Source organism: Nostoc sp. CCY0012, from assembly GCF_963920855.1.
Taxonomy (GTDB): domain Bacteria; phylum Cyanobacteriota; class Cyanobacteriia; order Cyanobacteriales; family Nostocaceae; genus Cyanocohniella.
On record NZ_CAWUDM010000068.1, the window covers coordinates 1 to 24,818 of the forward strand.

The 24,818-nt window shown below is 42.5% G+C and carries 21 protein-coding genes; 15 read left to right on the plus strand and 6 right to left on the minus strand.

The annotated features are described in order from the left end of the window. Positions 1-38: 38 nt before the first annotated feature. Together ACM0OS_RS18855 and ACM0OS_RS18860 are read right to left on the minus strand one after the other, a co-directional pair. Positions 39-1,277 carry an S-layer homology domain-containing protein gene (locus ACM0OS_RS18855; RefSeq protein WP_414544731.1) on the minus strand — a complete coding sequence of 413 codons (1,239 nt, stop codon included), beginning with the start codon at positions 1,275-1,277 and terminating at the stop codon, positions 39-41. 476 nt (positions 1,278-1,753) lie between these two features. Beyond that, complete coding sequence (locus tag ACM0OS_RS18860) at positions 1,754-2,440, minus strand: conjugal transfer protein TrbI (RefSeq protein WP_414544732.1); 687 nt, start codon at positions 2,438-2,440, stop codon at positions 1,754-1,756. 612 nt (positions 2,441-3,052) lie between these two features. Here ACM0OS_RS18860 and sbcC point away from each other — a divergent pair. After that, positions 3,053-6,079 (plus strand): exonuclease subunit SbcC, encoded by a 3,027-nt coding sequence (gene sbcC, locus ACM0OS_RS18865; RefSeq protein ID WP_414544733.1) that lies wholly within the window; start codon positions 3,053-3,055, stop codon positions 6,077-6,079. 28 nt (positions 6,080-6,107) lie between these two features. Here the strand turns inward: sbcC and ACM0OS_RS18870 are convergent, their stop codons facing one another. Then, on the minus strand, positions 6,108-6,317 hold the full coding sequence (locus ACM0OS_RS18870; RefSeq protein ID WP_414544734.1) for a hypothetical protein: 210 nt from the start codon (positions 6,315-6,317) through the stop codon (positions 6,108-6,110). Between the two features lie 208 nt (positions 6,318-6,525). On the opposite strand from ACM0OS_RS18870, the gene ACM0OS_RS18875 reads away from it, so the two are divergent. Then, entirely contained in the window at positions 6,526-6,747 is a 222-nt protein-coding gene (locus ACM0OS_RS18875; protein WP_414544735.1) for a DUF167 domain-containing protein, read from the plus strand. A gap of 30 nt (positions 6,748-6,777) precedes the next feature. Here ACM0OS_RS18875 and ACM0OS_RS18880 read toward each other — a convergent pair whose 3' ends face one another. After that, positions 6,778-7,431: a tetratricopeptide repeat protein gene (locus ACM0OS_RS18880; RefSeq protein ID WP_414544756.1), complete on the minus strand. Its 654-nt coding sequence runs from the start codon at positions 7,429-7,431 to the stop codon at positions 6,778-6,780. A gap of 188 nt (positions 7,432-7,619) precedes the next feature. Further along, positions 7,620-9,590, minus strand: a complete 1,971-nt coding sequence (gene acs / locus ACM0OS_RS18885; protein ID WP_414544736.1) for an acetate--CoA ligase — start codon at positions 9,588-9,590, stop codon at positions 7,620-7,622. Between the two features lie 145 nt (positions 9,591-9,735). On the opposite strand from acs, the gene ACM0OS_RS18890 reads away from it, so the two are divergent. Further along, positions 9,736-10,590 carry a DUF72 domain-containing protein gene (locus ACM0OS_RS18890; protein WP_414544737.1) on the plus strand — a complete coding sequence of 285 codons (855 nt, stop codon included), beginning with the start codon at positions 9,736-9,738 and terminating at the stop codon, positions 10,588-10,590. Positions 10,591-10,868: 278 nt separating this feature from the next. Continuing rightward, positions 10,869-11,309: a hypothetical protein gene (locus ACM0OS_RS18895; protein WP_414544738.1), complete on the plus strand. Its 441-nt coding sequence runs from the start codon at positions 10,869-10,871 to the stop codon at positions 11,307-11,309. A 74-nt stretch (positions 11,310-11,383) separates the two neighbouring features. On the opposite strand, the gene ACM0OS_RS18900 is transcribed toward ACM0OS_RS18895, so the two are convergent. Beyond that, positions 11,384-12,310, minus strand: a complete 927-nt coding sequence (locus tag ACM0OS_RS18900; protein ID WP_414544739.1) for a 1-aminocyclopropane-1-carboxylate deaminase/D-cysteine desulfhydrase — start codon at positions 12,308-12,310, stop codon at positions 11,384-11,386. 62 nt (positions 12,311-12,372) lie between these two features. On the opposite strand from ACM0OS_RS18900, the gene ACM0OS_RS18905 reads away from it, so the two are divergent. From ACM0OS_RS18905 to ACM0OS_RS18955, 11 genes are all read left to right on the plus strand, one after another. Further along, a complete protein-coding gene (locus tag ACM0OS_RS18905) occupies positions 12,373-12,921 on the plus strand; it encodes a pyridoxamine 5'-phosphate oxidase family protein (protein WP_414544740.1) in 549 nt (182 codons plus the stop codon). 86 nt (positions 12,922-13,007) lie between these two features. Then, a complete protein-coding gene (purT, locus tag ACM0OS_RS18910; protein ID WP_414544741.1) occupies positions 13,008-14,180 on the plus strand; it encodes a formate-dependent phosphoribosylglycinamide formyltransferase in 1,173 nt (390 codons plus the stop codon). Between the two features lie 117 nt (positions 14,181-14,297). Continuing rightward, a complete protein-coding gene (locus ACM0OS_RS18915; RefSeq protein WP_414544742.1) occupies positions 14,298-15,170 on the plus strand; it encodes an S-methyl-5'-thioadenosine phosphorylase in 873 nt (290 codons plus the stop codon). Between the two features lie 378 nt (positions 15,171-15,548). Further along, entirely contained in the window at positions 15,549-15,833 is a 285-nt protein-coding gene (locus ACM0OS_RS18920; RefSeq protein ID WP_414544743.1) for an RNA recognition motif domain-containing protein, read from the plus strand. A 362-nt stretch (positions 15,834-16,195) separates the two neighbouring features. Beyond that, positions 16,196-17,245 carry a class 1 fructose-bisphosphatase gene (gene fbp / locus ACM0OS_RS18925; RefSeq protein ID WP_414544744.1) on the plus strand — a complete coding sequence of 350 codons (1,050 nt, stop codon included), beginning with the start codon at positions 16,196-16,198 and terminating at the stop codon, positions 17,243-17,245. 317 nt (positions 17,246-17,562) lie between these two features. Next, positions 17,563-18,735 (plus strand): transaldolase, encoded by a 1,173-nt coding sequence (gene tal, locus ACM0OS_RS18930; protein ID WP_414544745.1) that lies wholly within the window; start codon positions 17,563-17,565, stop codon positions 18,733-18,735. A 104-nt stretch (positions 18,736-18,839) separates the two neighbouring features. After that, complete coding sequence (gene zwf, locus ACM0OS_RS18935; protein WP_414544746.1) at positions 18,840-20,369, plus strand: glucose-6-phosphate dehydrogenase; 1,530 nt, start codon at positions 18,840-18,842, stop codon at positions 20,367-20,369. Positions 20,370-20,406: 37 nt separating this feature from the next. Further along, positions 20,407-21,756 carry a glucose-6-phosphate dehydrogenase assembly protein OpcA gene (gene opcA / locus ACM0OS_RS18940; protein ID WP_414544747.1) on the plus strand — a complete coding sequence of 450 codons (1,350 nt, stop codon included), beginning with the start codon at positions 20,407-20,409 and terminating at the stop codon, positions 21,754-21,756. A gap of 86 nt (positions 21,757-21,842) precedes the next feature. Continuing rightward, positions 21,843-23,276, plus strand: a complete 1,434-nt coding sequence (locus ACM0OS_RS18945; protein WP_414544748.1) for a cobyrinate a,c-diamide synthase — start codon at positions 21,843-21,845, stop codon at positions 23,274-23,276. Positions 23,277-23,562: 286 nt separating this feature from the next. Next, positions 23,563-24,411: a hypothetical protein gene (locus tag ACM0OS_RS18950; protein ID WP_414544749.1), complete on the plus strand. Its 849-nt coding sequence runs from the start codon at positions 23,563-23,565 to the stop codon at positions 24,409-24,411. A gap of 103 nt (positions 24,412-24,514) precedes the next feature. Continuing rightward, positions 24,515-24,736, plus strand: coding sequence for a hypothetical protein (locus ACM0OS_RS18955; protein WP_414544750.1), 222 nt, complete (start codon positions 24,515-24,517; stop codon positions 24,734-24,736). The last annotated feature ends 82 nt before the right edge of the window (positions 24,737-24,818 follow it).

Here is a 24,818-nt window from a genome sequence, read left to right on the forward strand (position 1 = left end):
CTTGTCCCCTTGTCCCCTTGTCCCCATCCCCTATTCCTCTATCTCACTGAAACTAGCAAGTTTTGATTAATGGTCATTTGTAAATCGGTGTTGGGGTTAATGGCGATGAGGTCAACGCTGCTTCTGCCAAAGAACAGACCAATTAAACCACCGATAGCAGCACCGCCTAAGACTTCTTCTGTAGCGACCGCGCGATCGCCTGTGACCGCAGACACCGCAGCCGCAGCACCTGCGCCTAATGCTGTATTTCTGATAATTGTACCAGTGTTAGTACCTTTTCTTACGGTTTCAGTTGTGGTAATTACTTGGGAAGAAGCGTTAATTTGATACTCTTGACCTGTAGTCAAAACTAGTCTTTCAGCTACAAATTGAGAACCACCTTGGGCTGGTCTGAGTTGACCCACAACTTGGCTACCAGCAGGAATGACTACAGTTCCATCTTGGGTAACTACATTCTGTCCTACTGTGAGTGTCAAGGGTGCTGTTTCATCCTTTGTGACTAGGATTTTTTCTGCTTGGTCGTATGTTACAGGAATTGCAGTTCCTTGAGGAATGGTTACAGATACTGGTGTAGGTGTAGTGGGTTGCTGCGCTACGATGTAGGGCGAACTAATTGCTGAGGCTTGATTATTACTTACCAATGCCTGATAGATAAATGCAGCTACTTGTGCGCGGGTAGCGGTTGCAGTGGGATTCAGGAATTGAACATTAGGATAGTTCACCACAATTTGCCGTTCAGTGGCCGCCGCGATGGGGCTACGGGCCCAGTCAGCAATATTAAAGCTATCGCTGAAGTATTGCAGAGTAGTTTGGGTGTTTGTGGGAGAATATTCTAAACCGTTAGCTAAAGAAACCAAAACTTGTTGACGGGGAATATTTTGGTTCGGTTCAAAGCGATTACCAGGATATCCAGCCAAGAACCCAATGGTATAAGATTGGCGAATGGCATTAGCTGCCCAGAAGTTACTTGGGACATCTACAAAATTGACTGCCTGACGTTGTGGTGCTTTTTGGAAAGCATTGTTGATCATGGCAGCAAATTGAGCGCGGGTAACTGGTTCTTCGGGGCGGAAGCTACCATCAGGAAATCCGGCGATTACACCTCGCTGTGACAATTGTTGAATAAACTGCGCTGCCCAATAGTTAGATGGAACATCATAAAAAGTGGTTTGAGCAGAAGCTGGTGCAGTTGCGATAAAAGGTGCTACAGCGCCTGCTGTGACACTCAAAGCCATAAGTGCAGCTGTTCCAGATTGCCAAGGATTTAAATTAAACATACTCTTTACTCCAGTAAAATTTATTTTTTCTTCTGTTATTTATTTAGACAATGTACAGATGTAAAAGTTCCTATTTTTTCTCTGTTCTTAGTTAGATGTTAGCCCTAATAATTTGATAAATATCGTATTTACACTATTAACAATCAAGGCTTAATGTGAGTAGCGGCTGAATTTAATAGGGTAAATTTATTAGGTGCTATTACACTTGGGCTGACAGTGTATTGGTAATTTTATAATTTAGTTACCAATAATAGTAAAGCCAGAAGTGTATCAATTAACTGAAGATATTTAATAAGACGCTACATTAATCAAATAGTTGCGGTTGCCTAAAATGTTTTTGTCTCTGACTAGAGGAGGATTACAATAGGCTTTGGTGTTTTCACTTTTGTGTTAAAAGTGAAGCGATCGCGCACTTTAGTTGCAGTGGCGATCGCTAATGGGGGATGATTAAAATCACGGCGGAAATCAAGTGAAGCTTAGTAGCGGTCTAGTACTAAATTAGAATTCAGGCTCAGTCTTAAATCTTGTTCGGGTCTGAGGACAAATACTTCAGCTGATCTTCTGCGTAACAGTACACTAGCTAAGGCACCAGCCGCACCACCGACTACAGGTTCTAAAACCTCAATTCTGCGGTTACCTGTAAGCAATGAAATGGCAGCAGCAGCACCAGCACCAATAGCTGCGTCTGTTAATACTCTACTGCTATCTTTTTCGTTAATGGTTTCCAGTCTTGTATAGGTCTGAGAAGAAGCATTAATTGACTGGCGGCGACCAGAGGGAAAAACTAATTCTTGGGCGATGAACCGCACACCTCTAACATTGTCATTATCTCTGGTTCTACCGTCGAAATAAACGGGTTCTAGTCGTCCGATAACTTCAGTATCTCTAGGAATTAAGACTTGTCTTTGACTGTTGGTGATGTCGTTGGCTATTTTTAATGTCAGGTCTAGAGTTTCCCCACGACTAACTACAACTCTCTCATTGTTGTGTCTCACAGGAAGAATTACGTTAGCGTTAGCAGGAATCGTCACTGTTCTGGACTGACCAATATTGTATTGGGCATTAGCCGGAGCAAAAGCAATCATAGGTGTCACAGCGCTGGTGGTAATTGCCAGTGCCATGAGGGCGGCTGTTTTGGATTTCCATTGATAAAAGCTAGTCATAAGATGCTTGGGTTTGTGTCTGTGATGTATATATTGACGAGGGTTGACTATGATTGTTTCTGACTGGTGTTAAATGTGACTATAGTCATAGTTGCTCAAGCGAAGATATTTGACGTGGGGTGTATGTGAGTGTTCCTATGCGACTGAATTTGCGGTCAATGGGCTGACTTTACCTACTGGTTTGATTTTAAATTTAATTAGCTAAGAGATTAAAAGACCATTTGTTTTCATAACTGCTATCTTTAGTCATCAAATCTGATCAAGTTCATTGTCAGTACAAAACTGATTTTTTTGATACAGCGGTTAAATCATAATAATGGCGATCGCTATGTAAATAACATTGGTGAAGCCGATAAAGTTCAAGATGAGGAACAGCGATTAAGGTTTAGCAAAGAACAGTCGTGAAATTGTTTTCGGGCAGAGTCGTGGAATTTTTCTTTGGAGAATAGCAAAATCATTTGCCGTATAGGAAAAACTTGGTCATAATATTGTTAATTTTCGTAAATTTACGGACTAAAGTACTAGAATACTGATATTCACCTAGCTAAACTATCAAAAGAGTGCATCTGTACTGCTAGTTAATAAAACATTAGATGCGGCGCTATAGCCTCAATGATTCCAGTACAACTTATCCTCAAAAACTTTCTCAGTTACCGTGATGCAACTTTAGATTTTCGTGGTTTGCATACGGCTTGTATTTGTGGTTCCAATGGTGCCGGCAAGTCTTCTCTTTTAGAAGCAATCACTTGGGCTGTTTGGGGCGAAAGCCGCGCCGGTGTTGAAGATGATGTGATTCATTCCGGTGCCAAAGAAGTGCGCGTTGACTTTGTTTTTCAATGTAATCAACAAAAATATCGGGTGATTCGCACACGGATTCGTGGTGCTAGTGGTGTCTTAGAATTTCAAATAGAAACGCCTTCTGGGTTTCGCTCCATTACTGGCAAAGGTGTCAGAGCAACCCAAGATTTGATTTTAGAACATATCAAATTAGATTACGACACGTTTATTAATTCTGCTTATTTGCGTCAAGGTCGTGCCGATGAATTCATGCTCAAGCGCCCCACTGAACGCAAGGAAATTTTAGCTGAGTTACTCAAACTCAATCAATATGATCAACTAGAAGACCGAGCAAAAGAATCTTTTCGCCAGTTGAAGGCTAGGGCTGATGAGTTAGAGCGTTCTTTAGAGTCGAGTAAAATTCAGTTGCAACAACGTCAGGCAACGCAACAGCAAAAAGCCGACATAGAAGCTGAACTAAATCAACTCCAACAAACACAAGCCTTAGATAATATTCAATTACAAAGTTTGCAAGTTGTCCAGCACCAACGTCAGACAAAAGTCGAACAACTGAACTTTGTCAGGCAACAACATCAGAATTTAACTCAAGATAGCGATCGCCTGCAACAAGAACAGTCATCTGTGCAAACTCAGCTATCAGAATTAGAAGGCATCTTAAATCAGGAAACCGAAATTAAAAACGGTTACACTCAATACCAAAGTCTGCAATCTCAAGAAGAAGCTTTTGCCACGAAATTTCAAGAATACACCCGTGCTACGGCGTTACGGCAACAAAAACAGCAGCAATTAACTAATCAAATTCACGAATTAGAAAGGCAACTCCAACAAGTCCAAGGACAATTAGCAGCTTTAGAGCAACAAGAACAAGAAATTCAGCAAACACTCAGCAAATCAGGTGAAGTCGAAGCGGCTTTGGCACAACTTACCGCAGCTCGTCGCCGGGTGACTCATCTTGATGAATTGCAAATGCAAGTGTCTCCTTTATTGCAACAACGACAAAACTTGCAAACTCAATTGGATAGAGTTCATGCAGGTTTAGTAGCACGACTCGAACAATTACAAGCTACAGAAAACCAACTGCAACGTTCCTCACGCCGCCAACCACAGCTGCAACAAGCAGTGATGGATGTGGGAATGCAGATTGAACAAATGGAAAAAGATCGAGTTTATCTGCAACGAGTCCAAGAAAAAGGTCAAGAAAGGCGGCATTTTATTGAACGTTTACAAGCGCAACAACGAGAATATGAAAGATTGTTGGGGGAACTAGAGCAAAAATTGCAAATGCTCCGCACCCCCGATGCTATTTGTCCATTGTGCGAACGTCCGTTAGATGAACATCACTGGAATCGCGTTGTAGACAAAACCAAAGACGAATACAAAGATACCGAGGGACAATTGTGGGTATTCCGGGAACAAATGGCAGTTTCCGACAGAGAAATTCAGCTATTAAGGCAGGAATATCGGGAGATATCCCAAAAATTAGCGCCCTATGACACCCTGCGTGAACAAAGAGGGCAATTAGCCGCACAACTGCAATCGACTGATGATGCCGAACAACAACTACAACAACTGGCTGCCGAAAAACAACATTTAGAGCGATCGCTGCAAGCTGGTGATTATGCCCCAGACAAACAAGCTGAACTGCAACAATTAGAACAATATTTACAACAACTAAATTATAATGAGCAAGACCATGCCCTAGCTAGGAGCGAAGCAGAGCGGTGGCGGTGGGCAGAAATTAAACAAGGGCAAATCAAAGATGCAGCCAAGCGCCAAGCGCAAATAGCAGCCCGCAAACCAGAATTACAAGCGACTATTGCCCAATTACAAACTAAAATTCGCCAAGGACAAACTGATTCCGATTGCGCCAAGCAAATTGCTGAACTTGAGCGTCATATTGCTGAAATTGGCTATAGTTCCGAGCAACACAATAATCTGCGGCTATCTGTACGCCAAGCCCAAAGTTGGCAGTTACGTTATCAACAACTATTATCAGCCCAGCAGCAATACCCCCAACTCCATCAGAGATTCCAAGATTTAGAGGCTTCGAGAACTGCGAGGTTACATGAGCGACAACAACTTGCCAACCAAATTGCAAGTATTACCCAGGAGTTAACAGCTACAGCCAACCCCAGTGAGCAAATTTCTACTTTAGAAGCGCAAATTCAGGCACGCAGACGGCAACTTGATGAAAAAATTGTCAATTTGGGACGTTTAGAACAGCTAACCCTGCAACTAGAAAACTTGCAAATCCAACACCAGGAACAACAAGAACAATTGCAAGCTTGTCGGAAACAGCAACGGGTGTATCAGGAATTAGCACAAGCCTTTGGTAAAAATGGCATCCAAGCTTTGATGATTGAAAATGTGTTGCCGCAACTCGAAGCCGAGACAAATCAATTACTTTCACGGTTGAGTGCCAATCAATTACACGTACAATTTATTACACAAAAGTCTGGGCGCAGTAGTAAATCTACTAAGAAAAACGCCAAGTTAATTGATACGCTAGATATTTTAATTGCCGATTCTCGAGGAACACGAGCTTATGAAACCTACTCAGGAGGAGAAGCATTTAGAATTAACTTTGCCATTCGTTTAGCCCTGGCGAAATTATTAGCACAGCGCGCGGGTGCAGCATTGCAATTATTGATTATCGATGAAGGCTTTGGTACACAAGACGCCGAAGGATGCGATCGCCTGATTGCGTCGATTAATGCGATCGCTGGTGACTTTGCTTGTATCCTCACTGTCACCCATATGCCTCATCTGAAAGAAGCCTTTCAAGCCCGCATTGAAGTTAATAAAACTCAGCAAGGTTCCCAAATCAATTTATCAATATAAATTTCTCAAGCTTGGGTTTGTAACTGTGTTAATTATCTAGAAACTGTGATAGTAATTCCTCACGAGTGGCTTGGTAAATCAAATCTATGTATTTATCAGCAGATAACTCCATCAATTTGGGAATAATTGCCTCTAATTGAGTATCTATTTCTCCAAATCGTAACTGAAGAAGTTTGGTAATATTAGCTCGTCGTTCAATTTGTATGCCTTCTTGCGCCCAACTTGTAACAAATTCCATATATTTCTCTTCCTGATATAGTCCCATTGTATCAACAGTCGCTTGAAAGGTTTGATTTTCTTGGGCATTTAACTGTAAATAAACATCTACGAAACCCGCAATCAGCGGTTATATTGTGTCTTTATGCAAAAATATTTATTGAAAATTAATCGTGTTAATTCTGATTAATATTTACGTAACCTGTGAAAGATAAGATACAGGAAAAAATATGCAAAAAAGAGTTAAAGTAAAACCTAATTCCAAGCAGCAAAAAATAGAAGAACAAACAGATGGTAGTTTGCTCGTACATTTAAAATCTCCACCAGTTGATGGTAAAGCTAATGCAGAGCTAATTAAATTACTAGCTCAAAAATTTGATGTGCCTAAATCCTATATCAGAATTAAATCTGGTTTATCCTCTAGGCAAAAGCTGATTGAAATTGACAACTAGAGGCGCTTAGGCTAGAAAAAATGATAATTATCAGGAAATTTCAGGAGCATCTAAAGTTTGTATCTGCTGTAAAATTTGTTCAATTTGATAAACTCTTTGATTGCGATTTTGTGATTTAAAGACATCTAAAGCTTTTTCTAGAGAAGCTATGGCTTCATTGCGTTGATTTGTTTGTAATAATGCTAGTGCCAAATTAGCCAGTGCATCACCATAGTTAGGATTAATCTTTAAAGCTTTTTCGTATTCGGTAATAGCTTCTTCCCAACGATTTTCTTTGGCATAAAGTAGACCAATTCCGTTGTAAGCTAGAGCATGATTTGAATTGAGGCGAATAGCTTCTTGGTAAGCTTTTATAGCATCTTCTGTTTTATCTTGTTGAGATAATACATTGCCTAATTCAAAGTGTCCAAAGGAGTATCTGGGATATTTTTTAATCAATTCGCGTAATTTTTCTTCTGCACCAGCCAAATCACCTTGATTTGATAAAGTATTGGCTTGTTGTAAAAGTTGCGATCGCTCTTGTTCTGGTGTACTACCATCAAACTGTGCTATTTCTTGCACTCGGCTGTTGACACGTTCGGGTGAAGTGAACTGTGTAACTTCTCCAGTAATCGCTAAAACTGGTGATACAGCCACTGTCGTCAGGAAACTCACAGTTATGCAGCTAAGAGTAGAAAATTTCATCATTTTTAATACCTCGATTTATAGGGATTGGGGAACTCGGGGCCCCTTTGGGGATAAGGGGTAATGGGGATGAGAGGGATGAGGGAGATGAGGAAGATGGGGGAGATGAAAAACAAAGATGTTGGTACTCACTGAATGTCTTTCCCCCCTGCACCCTGTCCCCATGCCCCCATGCCCCCCTGCCTCTTCTAAGCCCCTGCTCGCAACTTATCTAAAACGCTGCGGTCTTCCAATGTTGATGTATCACCAGATACCTCTTGACCCGATGCTAGATTCCGTAATAAGCGACGCATGATTTTACCCGATCGCGTTTTGGGTAAAGCATCTGTAAAGCGAATTTCACCTGGACGGGCGATCGCCCCAATTTCTTTGACGACGTGCTGTTTGAGTTCTTTACTCAATTCTTCACTTGCTTGATACGTACCTTCTAAGGTCACAAATGCAACCACCTCTTCACCTTTGAGTTCATCTGGCTTACCTACTACCGCCGCCTCTGCTACGGCTGGATGCGAAACTAAGGCTGATTCTACTTCCATAGTTCCCAGGCGATGACCTGATACATTTAATACATCATCCACACGACCCATCACCCAGAAGTAACCATCTTTATCTTGTCTAGCACCATCACCAGCAAAATAGGTGTAGTTACCATCTTTGGGGGGAATGTGTTCCCAATATGTGCGGCGGAAGCGATCAGGATCGCCGTATACTGTCCGCATCATTCCCGGCCAAGGATAACGCACTGCGAGATAACCGCCTTCGTTATTGGGAACAGTATTACCATTCAAATCGACGATATCTGCGAGAATACCAGGGAAGGGAAGAGTTGCTGAACCGGGTTTGGTGGGAATGGCTCCCGGTAGTGCTGTAATCATAATCCCGCCAGTTTCTGTTTGCCACCAAGTATCCACAATTGGGCAACGTTCACCGCCAATGACTTGGTGATACCACATCCACGCTTCGGGGTTAATGGGTTCGCCGACGGTTCCCAATAAGCGTAGAGAAGATAAATTGCGGGATTTAGGATGGTGTTCGCCCATCTTAATAAATGCTCGAATAGCTGTAGGTGCTGTATAAAAAATTGTAACACCGTATTTCTCAATTACATCCCAGAAGCAACCAGGATTAGAACCACGGGGCGCACCTTCATACATTAAAGTTGTTGCACCGTTGGAAAGGGGCCCATAAACTATATAACTATGCCCAGTAATCCAACCGACATCAGCAGTACACCAATATACATCAGTATCTTGTAAATCAAAAATCCATTTGGTGGTCATGTGGGTATATAAGTTATAACCACCAGTGGTATGAACTACACCCTTTGGTTTGCCTGTACTACCAGAAGTGTATAGTACAAAAAGCATATCTTCACTGTCCATCGGTTCGGCTGGGCAATCTGCCGATACATCTTTTTGTAAATCATGCCACCAATGGTCACGTCCCGCTTCCATGTGAGTTTCTTGACAGGTGCGTTGCACCACAAGAACATTGGTGACACTGGGGACAGCGTTATCTGCTAAGGCGTTATCTACCTGCACCTTGAGAGGAACGATCGCATCTTTGCGCCAACCACCATCAGCTGTAATTACCAATTTAGCTTCAGCATCATTTAAGCGATCGCGTAAAGCTTCGGCACTAAAACCACCAAATACCACACTATGGGGTGCGCCAATTCTGGCACAGGCTAACATCGCAACGGCCGCTTCGGGAATCATGGGCATATAAATACCGATGCGATCGCCTTTTTTCGCTCCCAGTTGCTTCAACACATTAGCAAACTGACAAACTTCTCGATGCAGTTGGGCATAAGTGAGGGTGCGGGAATCTCCTGGTTCACCTTCCCAAATTAATGCTGCTTTATTTTTGCGCCAAGTAGTGAGATGTCGATCTAAGCAATTATAAGAAATGTTAATTTTACCGCCGACAAACCACTTCGCAAAAGGTGGTTGCCAATCGAGGACTGTATCCCATTTTTGGAACCATGATAATTCGGATGTCGCCAAATCAGCCCAAAATTGTTGCGGATCGGCTTTGGCTTGATCGTAGAGGCTTTGATAATCTGCCAAAGACTTGATGTGGGCATTTTCCGAGAATTGAGTGGAGGGAGGAAATAGGCGATTCTCTTGTAGGATTGATTCTATAGTTGGTTGAGACATAGTGATAATTGTGAGCAGTAATGTTACTGAAAACTATCTGCAAAGGAGCAAGTATAAGTCCAGCTTTAGTGGTGAGAGTATCAAAACCTGCCTTTACAATTAATTAGAGTACCTTGAATTTCCAGTCAAACTTTCGTAAAAGCTTGTGAATTTTTTTATTGGTTGTGCAGTTTGGGCATATAAAGGTTGGGTGGGTGAACTTTATCCTCAAGGGACTCGCGCTACCGAATTTCTGCATCTTTACAGCCGTCGCTTCACTACAGTAGAAGGTAACACCACCTTTTACGCTGTGCCTAACCAGGAAACCGTAACCCGTTGGGCGAACGAAACGCCGCCGGGTTTTGAATTTTGCCTCAAATTACCGCGAGACATTACCCACAAAGGTTTACTTCAACCTGCTATACCCGACGCTTTAGCGTTTCTGGAGCAAATGCGCCCTCTAGGTAAGCATCTCGGCCCGATGTTTGCCCAATTACCGCCTAGTTATAGCCCAGCCTTAATTGATGACTTGACTAGCTTTTTGGAGGCTTGGCCGCGTACAGAAGCACCATTAGCCCTGGAAGTGCGACATCGTGACTGGTTTATAGAACCGTATCAGAGTAATTTGACTGAAATTTTAGTAAAACTGGGTGTAGGCAGAGTGCTATTAGACTCGCGCCCGATCTACACTGGAGAAGATGACCCTCAGTTAAACTCCCAAAGACGTAAACCAAAATTACCGTTGCAATTGAGTGTGACAGCACCTTTTAGCCTAATTCGCTTTATATCTCATCCCACTTTGTCAGAGAATCAGCCATTTCTGGAAGAGTGGGTGCAACAAATTGAACAATGGTTACAAAGAGGAACACGCATTTATTTCTTTGTTCATTGTCCTTTCGAAGAGCGATCGCCTGGTACTGCGCGTTACTTCCAACAGCTATTAGAGCAAAATAATGTAGCTGTTCCCCCTTTACCGTGGAATAACCTTGAGCATCCTCCCAATCAGCTCAGTTTATGGTAAGCATTCTCCAGATTTTTCATTCTACATAGATTCATCTGGGGAATTAGTGATTAACTGATTTCAAAAAGGGTGATAATGGTTATTACCAATGCATTTTTCATCAAACTCAATACAACTTTATCCTCTCTAACAAAAGGGGTAATACCCCTATTTTCAAAAATATAAAAGGGGTATATACAAAGCCTGCATATAACTAACAGCAATGTACTAATTGTTGATGTAGGTTGTAATTGAGGTGATTGATTTTTGTTCAAGCAGTTACACCAAAGGAGGTTAAGATGAGTCGTCTTCTTTATGAAAATTCAGTTTCATACCAAGGATATCTCATCATTCCATTTGTGTTTGGCAAAGCGGATAATTACGAAATTTATTCATACAAACTCTTGTCGGAAATTGGGCGTAAAAGCACATTTCATAAGGCAGAAAATCCCGCAGAAATTTATGGCAGTAGCATCGATAATATAGTTGATATTGCCAAAGAGCATATTGACCAACACTCAGATTTTGTCAGTCATGGAGATAGTTTCCGCTCTCGATATCTCTACGGCAATAACTTGATTATCATCTATCAAGAAGGAGGTAAGTATTTTTATGACCATTATCCCCCAGAATTATTGAATAATATTGCCGCACCGAAATTATTCAACTCTGAATATGAGTGCTTGAGTTGGATTAAACAAGGACTCAACGGACAATATATGCGACAACGAGCCATTTGACATTTTACCCCGCGCATTGCTTGATGTAGCGGGGGATTTAAATATATATTTTAGATTTAGGTGATTTTAATTTTTCAAATTGGCATTGATCTAAGAGCGTTACCCTGCAAGCCCCCTGTGTGTATCAACAGCAGACGTGAGCGTAGCTTACCGTCAGTATCGCCTTGATTAAAAAATCCTTTTTGTATTAAATCCATCACGCCATAAAACATTTTTGCGGTGTATACGTAATCTAGAGGTACATCGTGCGCCGCCTCAAATTCCTTGCAAAAATACCGTAACTCATCATTTACCTTGGCATAGCCACCAAAGTGATAATCACATATGAGTTCCCAAGCTGCTGGAGTAGTATTTAATACAGGCAACCCAGAGGCGAGATAATTTGTGATTAAACTATCGATTTCCTCAGCGAGAAATGCCCCATTTTTCAACACAGGAAAACCAATTACTCGTTGTCCTTGATGTTGTGAAAGCGCGATACCGGCTAATGTAGTGCCTGTGCCACAAGCTAAACAAATAGTATCAAATATCTTAGTCTTTTTAAGTATTTCCATGCAACCGCGCACACCGTTTAAGTTGCTACCACCTTCAGGAATAATGAACACTTCACCAAAGCGTTGTCGCAAATCTGCTTGTAATTCTTGAGTGTGTCGTTGTCGGTAAGTTGCGCGGTCGAGATATACAAGTTGCATACCTTGTTTTGTAGCAAAACTCAGTGTGGGGTTAAGTGGTAATCTCTCCTCCCCGCGAATGACTCCGATGCTACGGAAACCGAAAAGATTAGCAGCGGCTGCGGTAGCAAAGATGTGATTGGAATAAGCCCCACCAAAGGTGAGTAGAGTTGTTAAATTTTGCTGTTTAGCCTCCAAGAGATTGTATTTCAGCTTGAACCATTTGTTACCGTTAACCAATGGGTGCAGACAATCGAGGCGCAACACAAACAATTCCACACCAGCACGGCGGGCAATTTCGCTATTTATCTGCTGCGGAGAAATCTCCATCTTGTCCCCGACTCCCCACGCTAAGTTACTATCTTTAAGTGCAACTAGATATCAAACCTTTTATGGCTAAAGTTTTTGACTATATCACCGAGGAACTGCAAAACTTCATAGCAGCCCAACATATATTCTTTGTTGGGTCTGCACCGCTGAGTTCCACTGGTCACGTTAACCTGTCCCCCAAAGGATTGGAATGTTTTCGCGTCCTCTCTCCCCATAAGGTAGCTTATCTGGACCTTACAGGCAGTGGTAACGAAACTTCAGCCCATCTGCAAGAAAATGGGCGGATAACTTTAATGTTTTGTGCCTTTCAGGAACCACCCTGTATTTTGCGTCTCTACGGTCAGGGATGTACAATTTTACCGACTTCACCTGAATGGAACTCTCTATACTCATTATTTCCACCAATACCGGGAACGCGTCAAATCATCGTTGCTGATATTGAAAGAGTGCAAACATCGTGTGGTTTAGGTATACCACTTTATGAATATCAAAGTCAGCGACAAACTCTAGTAAACTGGGCTAGTAAAAAAGGTGAAAAAGGAATTAAAGAATATCAACAGCAAAAAAATCTTATTAGCATTGATGGTTTATCAACTCCATTGAGCAAATAAATTATATGCATCCTCAAATTTTCATTTAATAGTAAAATTAGTCAAATCATCAGCTTTTGAAATACCAAGATTATCCAGATAAATTCATGAATAATTCGATGAAATTACCCCAAAAATTGATGCTGCTGGGTTCAGGCGAACTGGGCAAAGAATTTGTTATTGCTGCTCAACGTTTGGGTAATTATGTAATTGCCGTTGACCGCTATGCTAATGCTCCAGCCATGCAAGTCGCCGACTGTTGTGAAGTTATTTCGATGCTGAGTGCGGATGATTTAGAAGCAGTTGTCACAAAGCATCAACCTGATTTTATTATCCCCGAAATCGAAGCCATTAGAACTGAAAAGTTGCTAGAATTTGAACAGCGGGGAATTACAGTTATTCCCACAGCGGCTGCAACTAATTATACAATGAATCGTGACCGAATTAGGGAATTAGCTCATGAAAAATTAGGCATTAGAACTGCTAAATATGGCTATGCTTCTACTTTAGAAGAATTGATTAATATTTCTCAAGAAATTGGGTTTACCAATGTAGTTAAACCAGTGATGTCATCATCAGGAAAAGGACAGTCTGTTGTCCAAGAACAAGATGAAGTTGAGACAGCTTGGAATTATGCGATCGCTAATTCTCGTGGTGACAGTCAAAAAGTGATTGTTGAGGAATTTATTAACTTTGAAATTGAGATTACTTTATTAACAATTAAACAGTGGAATGCACCGACAATTTTCTGTTCTCCCATAGGTCATCGTCAAGAAAGAGGAGATTATCAAGAGTCTTGGCAACCCGCTGGCATTTCTGATGAAAAAATATTTCAAGCTCAAGAAATAGCCACAAAAGTAACTGATGCATTAGGAGGAGCCGGCATATTTGGTGTAGAATTTTTTATTACCAAAGATGAAGTCATTTTTTCGGAACTTTCCCCCAGACCTCATGATACAGGGATGGTAACGTTAATTTCCCAAAACTTAAATGAATTTGAATTACACTTAAGAGCGATTTTAGGCTTACCAATTCCCCATATAGAACTGTTTGGGGCTTCAGCTAGTGCCGTAATTTTGGCTGCGGAGAAGAAATCAGATGCTGTGGCGTTTACAGGTGTGGCTGAGGCTTTATCAGCAAAAGATGTAGACATCAAGCTGTTTGGTAAACCTAGCGCCCATCCTTATCGACGTATGGGAGTAGCTTTGGCTAAAGGTGATCATGTCGCAGAAGCAAGAGAAAAGGCAAATATAGCTGCGGCTAAGGTAAAAATAATTTAATTTTTACAATTAAAGTTAAGATATAAAACGTCCCGCAGAGAGGACTAAAGTCCTCACTACAAACTTCAAATAATATGCCAGTTGCGTAAGTCCTATTACTATTTAAGGTGAAAGATAATGACATTAGCTCGAATTGGCATTATTGGTGGCAGTGGTCTATACAAAATGGCAGACCTTAAAGATGTAGAAGAGGTGCAAATTCAGACGCCTTTCGGTTCGCCTTCTGATGCTGTGATTTTGGGTACATTAGCCGGAACAAGGGTAGCTTTTTTAGCGCGTCATGGTCGCAACCATACTTTGTTACCTTCTGAGTTGCCGTTTCGTGCCAATATCTATGCCATGAAGCAAGTGGGTGTAGAGTATTTAATTTCAGCTAGTGCGGTTGGTTCTTTAAAGGCAGAAGCAAAACCACTGGATATGGTGGTACCCGACCAATTTATTGACAGAACAAAAAATCGGGTTTCGACATTTTTTGGTGAAGGAATTGTGGCTCACATTGCCTTTGGTGATCCGATTTGTCATAATTTGGCTGGGGTGTTAGCGGAGGCGATCGCATCCTTGAATTTACCAGATGTGATTCTGCATCGTGGTGGTACTTATGTATGCATGGAAGGCCCGGCATTTTCTACTAAGGCGGAATCGCATCTTTATCGCAGTTGGGATGCCACAGTGATTGGAATGACAAATTTACCGGAGGCTAAGTTAGCTAGAGAAGCAGAAATTGCCTATGCAACTTTAGCATTGGTGACAGATTATGATTGCTGGCATCCAGATCACGATAGTGTAACCGTAGATATGGTGATTGGTAATTTACAGCATAATGCAGTTAATGCCCAAAAGGTGATTCAAGAAACTGTCCGGCGGTTGAGTGAAAATCCCCCAATAAGTGATGCACATTCGGCTTTGCAATATGCAATTTTGACGAATTTAGAGAAAGCACCTGTGGCGACGAAAGAGAAGTTGGGGTTATTGCTACAGAAGTATTTGTAGAAAAAAAATCACAGATGAGGACACTTTGCTCAACGCAAGTGTCCGTGAACCAAAGCTATGACTAAAAAGAAATCTTAAGTCTTTTATGGTAATACTAAAAAACGTATAAATTAAAACATATAAGCATGGCTAATTTTATGTTGTAAGAGTTTGTAAAATCCCATACTTTGAAAAATAACACAATCAGTTATTATATGAGCGTATGCGTAAGTTCAGCCGAATGGTTTATTTAGTTGCAGACAAAGCCAGCATTGCGATCGCTGTCATACAACATTTGCCAAAGGTGAGTCAGACGAGACTATGCAAGATTTGCAGTTTGTTTATATTCTGTTCTCTAGCTGAACTAATCGCTCTTTGTTGAAAATAACGTGATCCCACATGACTATTTACGTTGGAAACCTCTCCTACAGCGCTACTGAAGAAGACTTAAAAGCTGTCTTTGCTGACTACGGCGAAGTCAAAAGAGTCGTCTTACCTACTGACCGCGAAACAGGACGGATGCGTGGCTTTGCATTTGTTGAAATGAATGAAGATGCCCAAGAAGATGCCGCGATTACTGAGTTAGATGGGGCAGAATGGATGGGTCGTCAGCTGAGAGTCAATAAAGCCAAACCACGGGAGGATAACCGACGAGGTAGTTGGGCAAAAAATCAGGATTTTTAATAAGTACCGAAGGCAGTCATTTACGCAATATATTGAAGTTGCCATAATCCACTAGAAACAACATTCAATATCCAAAAAATTTTCTCCGGCTAGTTGTGACTTTTCCCAACCGCTCACAACTGGTCGGGGTTTTTAATTTAGATGTGAGTAAATATACACTGTTCTGGACTAAAAACAATATCAAAACAAACTAGCTGTTGCCAGTCCCCTAGGACATAAAGTGATTATTTCTTATTCATTTCTTTAGTTTATCTAAAATCACATCTCAGTTATCAACTTACCTTTCTAAGATAGAGGCAGCAACCATCAGTTGCTCAAGGTGACTTGATCACCCTACTCAGTACGCTAGGAAGAATGCCAAAATGACTCAAGCACCACAATCCTTAGAATTTTCCATGAATGACTCTACAGATAAAGCTTTAGACCGTGATTGTACAACCTTATCCCGTCACGTTCTCCAGCAACTTAAAAGTTTTTCCGCAGATGCACAGGACTTGAGTACGTTAATGAATCGCATCGCTCTGGCTGGTAAATTAGTTGCTCGCCGCCTAAGCCGTGCTGGTTTAATGGAGGGTGTTCTCGGATTTACAGGGGATGTGAATGTGCAAGGGGAATCCGTCAAAAAGATGGATGTCTATGCCAATGACGTATTTATTTCGGTGTTTAAGCAAAGTGGCTTAGTTTGTCGCCTCGCTTCCGAGGAAATGGAAGAACCTTATTATATCCCGGAAAACTGCCCTATTGGTCGCTATACCTTGCTGTATGACCCAATTGATGGCTCATCCAATACCGATACCAATCTCAGTTTGGGTTCAATTTTTGCGATTCGCCAACAAGAAGGTGATGATGCCGATGGCAAAGCCACCGACTTGCTCACCAACGGACGCAAGCAAATCGCTGCCGGCTACATCCTTTATGGGCCCAGCACCCTGCTGGTCTATACTATAGGTAATGGCGTTCATTCCTTTACCCTTGACCCCAGTTTAGGTGAGTTTATCCTCACAGAAGAAAATATCCGCATTCCTAACCACGGTTCGGTTTATAGCGTTAACGAAGGGAACTTTTGGCAGTGGGAAGAATCAATGCGAGAATATATTCGTTACGTTCATCGCACTGAAGGTTATAGCGCTCGTTACAGTGGAGCTATGGTGAGTGACATCCATCGGATTTTAGTTCAAGGCGGTGTGTTTCTCTATCCAGGTACAATTCAAAAACCAGAAGGGAAATTGCGCTTGCTTTACGAATCTGCTCCCTTAGCTATGGTAATTGAGCAAGCAGGTGGTCGCGCTACTACAGGACTGGTAGATGTTTTAGACGTTGTGCCGAAAAAACTCCATCAGCGCACACCTCTAATTATTGGCAGCAAGGAGGATGTAGCAAAAGTTGAGTCTTTTATCCAAAACGGTCACTAAATAAGGCTAGTCTCTAAAGCGTGAATTATAAAGTTAATCATGGCTTAATGATGGCATGGTTAATAATGAAGATTGGGGATTGGGATACAGGATAGCGCTGGTTGAATGTGAATTAAAGATTACCTCAGCTGGCCGATGCGATAAGTGATGGGCAACGCCAAAATGCAAAAGTAACCATCAAAAAACGGTAGACAGTGAACAGTTATCATTAACCATTTACGGACAATCGATAACTAATCACTTGTATCTATTTCAACATTTGATGTGTTTTGCTAACTTCACTTAACAAGAGCATTAACAGGAGTAAAACTAGAGCTATGGCTACCAATCATCTACTAGAAATTAAACAACACGGTCAAAGTATCTGGATGGATAATTTGAACCGTGACATTATTCAATCGGGTGAACTAAAAAACCTGGTAGAAAATCAGGGTATCTCTGGAATTACCTCTAACCCAGCCATCTTTGAGAAAGCGATATCTGGCGATAAGACGCAAGGCGTCAACGCCGACAATGCCATGTATGATGCCGACATCGAAGCAGGCGTTCGTGCTGGCTTACCCACATACAAAATCTACGAATCCCTAGTTTTCGCAGATATCCGTAATGCCTGTGATATTCTGCGCCCTGTATATGAAGCCTCGAATACACTCGATGGTTACGTGAGTATCGAAGTACCACCAACCATTGCCCATGATACCCAAGCAACCATCAACGAAGCCCGTCGCTATTTCCAAGAAATTGGGCGGGAAAACGTGATGATTAAAATTCCTGGTACAAAAGCTGGACTACCAGCAGTAGAACAGGTCATCTCTGAAGGTATCAATGTTAATATTACACTGTTGTTTTCCGTAGAAAGCTACATCAACACAGCTTGGGCGTATATTCGTGGCTTAGAAAAACGGGTGGCACAAGGTCAAGACATTAGCAAAATTTCTTCAGTAGCTAGCTTCTTCCTCAGCCGGATTGATAGCAACGTTGACGCCAAAATTGATGAAAAATTAAAACATGGCGTTGATGATATTAACCTAGAAGCAAAACTGCGAGCTGTCAAAGGCAAAGTAGCGATCGCTAACGCTAAGATTGCTTATCAAGAATACAACAAGATTATTGAGAGCGACCGCTGGCAAGCCTTAGCAGCAAAAGGGGCTAATGTCCAAAGATTACTTTGGGCTAGCACCAGCACCAAAGACCCCGACTACAGCGATGTCATGTATGTGGATGAGTTAATTGGCCCCGACACCGTTAACACCTTACCACCCGCAACAATTAAAGCTTGTGCCGACCATTGCGATGTCGCTGACCGCGTAGAAACGGACGTGGAACAAGCTTACCAGCTGATAGAAAGCCTCAAAGATCCAGACATTAACATTGATATCAATGTCGTCATGGACGAACTGTTAGTTGAAGGTATTGATAAGTTCGTCAAACCCTTCGAGTCCTTGATGAACTCTTTAGAAAACAAAGTCAAGTTATTGTCACCAGTGTAACCCTTCAACGTTTACCCTGAGCTTGCCAAAGGGTACAACTCTTTTGTAGACGTAATTTATTGCGTCTACACCACACACCACTCAACACCCCACTGAAAACTTCTATGGTTAGTCTGCTAGAAAATCCCTTGCGCGTTGGTCTGCAACAGCAAGGGATGCCTGAACCCCAAATTATCGTTATCTTTGGCGCTTCTGGTGACCTTACCTGGCGCAAACTAGTACCAGCACTTTACAAATTGCGGCGAGAACGACGCATTGCACCAGAGACTACTATTGTTGGCGTAGCACGTCGAGAGTGGAGCCATGACTACTTCCGCGAACAAATGCAGAAGGGCATGGAAGAGGCTCATGCTGATGTCGAATTAGGGGAACTCTGGCAAGACTTCTCTCAAGGTCTGTTTTATTGTCCTGGGGATATAGACAAACCTGAGAGCTACCAAAAACTGAAAGAGCTTCTGAGTGAATTAGACGAAAAACGGGGCACACGGGGGAACCGGATGTTTTACCTCTCCGTGGCTCCTAACTTCTTTCCTGAAGCCATCAGACAGCTAGGGGGAGCAGGAATGCTAGACGATCCCTACAAACATCGTCTGGTAATTGAAAAACCCTTTGGTCGGGACTTAGCCTCTGCCCAAAGCCTCAACGTAGTAGTGCAGAAATATTGCAAAGAAAACCAAGTTTACCGCATTGACCACTACTTAGGTAAAGAAACAGTTCAAAATCTCCTGGTATTTCGCTTCGCCAACGCGATTTTTGAACCATTGTGGAATCGGCAATTTGTTGACCACGTACAAATTACAGTAGCAGAAACCGTCGGTGTGGAAGACAGAGCTGGCTACTATGAACAAGCCGGCGCACTACGGGATATGTTGCAAAACCATTTGATGCAACTTTACTGTCTCACGGCAATGGAAGCACCCAATGCAATGGATGCCGACAGTATCCGCACAGAAAAAGTGAAAGTACTACAAGCTACTCGGTTAGCTGATGTGGGTAATCTGTCACGTTCAGCAGTCCGTGGTCAGTATAGTGCTGGCTGGATGAAGGGTCAACAAGTGCCAGGGTATCACGAAGAACCAGGTGTTGATGCCAATTCCAGCACACCCACTTATGTAGCCATGAAGTTCCAGGTAGATAACTGGCGCTGGCAGGGTGTACCCTTCTACCTGCGTACAGGCAAACGAATGCCGAAAAAAGTCAGTGAAATTTCCATTCACTTCCGTGATGTTCCTTCTCGGATGTTTCAATCCGCCTCGCAACAGAGAAATGCCAATGTTTTGGCCATGCGGATTCAACCCAATGAAGGAATTTCCTTACGTTTTGATGTGAAAATGCCAGGAGCAGAATTCCGCACCCGTTCTGTGGACATGGACTTTAGTTATGGCTCATTTGGCATTCAAGCAACGTCTGATGCCTACGATCGCCTGTTCCTTGATTGTATGATGGGCGATCAAACATTGTTCACCAGGGCGGATGAAGTAGAAGCAGCTTGGCAGGTAGTCACCCCAGCGCTTTCTGTTTGGGATACACCCGCAGATCCAACCACGATTCCCAAATACGAAGCCGGTACCTGGGAACCAGCCGAAGCAGAATTATTGATCAATCAAGATGGTCGTCGCTGGCGCAGACTGTAGAAAAGGGTCATTACTCAACTGACAACTCAAAACTACTATGATTTCCCAAGCTCCTACAATTTTTTCACTTCAGGCACCCAAGGATATTTCGCTCAACGAAATAGAAACGGAACTGAATCAAATTTGGCAAAGTTACGGCATTACTGGTGCCGATGGTGGACTTCCTGCTGCTACTAGAGCCACAACATTTACTTTGGTGGTTTACGAACCAGAAGAAACCCAGTACTTGTTAGCTGCTTTAGGATTTTATAACGGCCCCATTGATGGAATTTTAGGGCCACAAATGGGCGCGGCTCTACGACAAGTACAAGTCAAATATGGACTTTCGGAAACTGGCACAGCCACACCGGAAACACTGGCTCTATTACGGGAAGAATTTGCCAAACGTCAGGGATCAGAAAATGTTGCTTATAACTTCAGTCCCAACAGTCCCACCATTGCCGATGAAATTGCCCTCCGCAATCCCTGCCGGATTATTGCTCTATTTCCCATTGCTGGCGAAGATGAAGGGGTAAAAGCCCAAGTTTCTGCTTATTGTCCTATTCAAAAGCAATCTTCCAGTACACTCATTTGCTGTGAATATATCACTCTGAGTGGAACTGCTGCCGCCTTAGAACGGGTGGGAGGAATGATTCCAGCATTGTTAATTGGTGGTTTGCCCAAGTTTCTGTGGTGGAAGGCGACACCAGACCCCAATAATGCTTTATTTAAGCGGTTGGCGGCCGTCTGCAATAATGTCATTGTTGATTCGTGTAACTTTAACGAGCCAGAAAGCGATTTACTCAGTCTCCAAGAGTTGGTCGAAAGTGGTATCCCCTTAGCTGACTTGAACTGGCGTCGTTTGGCTGCATGGCAGGAATTGACAGCCCAAGCTTACGACTCACCCCATCGTCGCGCAGCTATCAAAGAAATTGACCGCGTGACCATTGATTATGAAAAAGGCAACACTACTCAAGCATTGCTGTTTTTGGGTTGGTTGGCGAGTCGATTAGAATGGCTACCAGTTTCCTATAAACGGGAAAATGGAGATTACGAAATCACCCAAATTCGCTTTGTTACCCAAGATCAGCGACACGTAGAAGCCGAGTTAGCCGGAGTTCCTGTAGCTGATGTGGGCGAAGTTGTGGGTGACTTAATTGCCCTACGCCTTAGCTCTACAAATCCGCAAGCCGACTGTGGTACAGTTATCTGCTCGGAAACTGGCGGTTGTATGCGGATGGAAACCCACGGTGGCGCCCAATCTGCTGGTTTATTTCAACAGGTGAGTTCACTTTCAGAACAAAAAGCCGAAGCCTTGCTGAGTCAGCAAGTGCAACGCTGGGGACGAGAATCCATGTTTGAAGAAAGTTTGGGGATCATCGCCAAGATTCTCAAATCAGGAGAATGACTTTTCACTGATAAGCACAGGATGGTCAAATATTGCTTGGGGAATGGGATAATTACCAATGCCTAACTACCAATTACCCCAAGCATATGGCTTTAATTATTGCTGGAGAACGTAGTGGGGTGGGCAAGACAACAGTCACGCTCACCCTGCTAGCATCTTTACGCCGTCGTGGTGACATAGTGCAATCTTTTAAGGTTGGCCCTGATTATATTGATCCGATGTTTCATCAGCATGTAACTAATCGTGCTTGTCGAAATTTAGATCCGGTGCTAACTTCTGAAGCTTACGTTCAACAATGTTTTGCCCAACATAGCCAAGCAAGTGAATATGCCCTAGTAGAAGGCGTAATGGGGCTATTTGATGGCGTGGGTAGTCGGGAAGAGGATTCTCAAGTCACTGATTTTGCTAGTACGGCACACATTGCGCGGCTATTAGATGTGCCTGTGGTGTTGGTAATTGATTGTAGCCGCTTATCTGGTTCGGTGGCGGCGATCGCTCATGGTTATTGCTCGTTTGATGCGAGAATTAAAATTGCTGGGTTGATATTAAATAGAGTGGGAAGCGATCGCCACTTATCCCTGCTCAAAAATTCCCTAAAATCCTTACAATTACCAATTCTTGGTGTACTACGTCGTCAAGATAACATCACTATACCCGATCGCCACTTGGGTTTAGTACCCACAGCCGAACTACCTGAATTAGATGCTGTAATTAATCGCCTAGCTGATTTAGGCGATACCTGCTTCGACTGGCAAAAGTTATTACCCCTATTGAAGAGTGAAGACAAGGGGACGAAGATGCAGGGGAGCAGGGAGCAGGGAGCAGGGGGGAAGACTTTCGGCGAGTACCCAAATCTTGCTTTTTCACCCCCCTCATACTCCTCATCCCCCCCATTTCCTATCAAAATTGCCATCGCCCGCGATCGCGCTTTTAATTTCTATTACCAAGATAATCTTGATTTACTGCAAAACTTGGGTGCAGAATTAGTCTTCTGGAGTCCATTAGCAGATGCTGAACTACCGCCTGGTATACAGGGAATGTATTTCGGTGGTGGTTTTCCAGAAGTTTTTGCTCAGAAACTTGCAGCCAACACTAGCGCTCGTGAGGCAGTGAAAACAGCTATTTTCGATGGAATACCCACAATTGCCGAATGTGGCGGATTAATGTATTTGTGTGAGCAAATTATTGATTTTGATCATCAACCTTGGCCAATGGTGGGAGTATTACCCACATCGGCTGTTATGGGTAAAAGTTTAACTTTGGGTTATCGTCGTGCTGTAGCCTTACAAAATAGTCTGTTAGGACAAACAGGGATAAATATTTATGGGCATGAGTTTCATCGTTCCCATTTAAGCTCAAATCCTCATCAGCCCTTGTTTGCAACGTATCGCTACGATTGTCAGGAAAACATGGGAACTGAAGGATGGGGTTTACCAGTAAATCTTCATGCCTCGTATATTCATTTACACTGGGGAAATAATGTAAAAATACCCCAAAGATTTCTGCAAAGATGTATCTAAAGATGCACTCAGTTTCTACTGTAATGATGATTTTAATTCATCACCTTGTAATTTATTGATACATAAGGTAGGTTCGTACTAACAAGGTGAAAATTACCACTGAGCAATAGATTATCAATAAGGGTTACCAATTAGCAGCACTATTAGGAATGGTGGCATTGGGAAAACTTCTGTGTTTATGCTAGCCTTATTTTACTTTTTTGTTAAGAAAAATGTAACTAATAGATAATTTGGTAGCAAAAGTGGTAACAAAGATACTGAAAGTAATAAAAGTGTAAAATGAGCCATGCCTAATGACTTTTTCATTAATACTGAATCAGTACAGGTTGAGCCTGACAAGGTAGTAATGAAAACTGCCAATCGCACTCGGTTAGATCAACCTGAATCTGCGGATATTGATGTTTCCTGCGATCAAAAGATGATTGATACAGAAACCTTAACTAACACCCGGAAGCTGTTAAATAGTGCAATAATATCTGCTTGGTATGCAGTAAAATCAGAGCGCAGACCACCAGCCCTGACTCCTACACGTTGGGTATGGCGACTGGCAGCTTTTTACCATTTGTGCCACTCTACGCCGCGATTGATGGAGTCAGCGCGAGAGCGCTTTGCTTTAGCAAATCGTCAGAGTTTAGCACAGTGGGCTGCACAGAAAGCCAGAGAAGAAGCAGGTCATGACCTTCTCGCTCTACGGGATATTCAGTCAATGGGATATGCTGCTGAAGCAGTTGTGGAAGCGTTATATCCTCCAGCCGCCAAGGCTTTGATGGATTACTTCACTCAAAGCGTGCAGGACTCAGATCCAATTGATTGTGTGGGCTATTCCTATACGGCGGAACGCCTGGGGATATGTATAGGAGAGGGTTATATTCAGAGTGTGGAGAAACTACTCCCACCGGGTATAAAAGCTACACGCTGTTTGCGCGCACACAGTGCTGTTAGCGCTGAAGTGGATCACGTAAAGGAAACCCTGCAAATGATTGCAGGACTTACTACCGAGGAGCGCGATCGCATAGCCAAGGCCTGTTACCAAGCTGCATTGTTGCGTTTTAGCCCGCCCCAGGAAGCTTATATATCGGATGAAGAAATTCAGAATATGTTGAAATCACTAAAGCTGACAAATAACTACGCGTGAGCCTGATTTGTCAAATGCTGATGCATTTACTCCACACCCTACTCTGTCTTGTTTAAATACCACTCATACTATAAGATTCAGCACAAAAAATTACAAGAAGCTCATGAACACAGCTAAAACCAAAAGAACAACTATCACACAGAAGTTATTGAGTACTGTTGATTCTCCTATCAAGCAACAACACTTGAATCCCTATAATTCTGCTAGCAGCCTTAGTGATATCAGTCTAGAAAACTTAGATGATACAGAGTTGGATTTGGAAAAAATCATGTTTGAGGAATTAGCAAAAGGATTACCAAGTGATATTCCCATGGCTGATTTTTAGTTTCCACCTACCTCTAGTTTGTAATCATAATTGATAGCAAATAAATTTGGCGTTGATGCTATGTCTCTGCTCTTAAGGGACA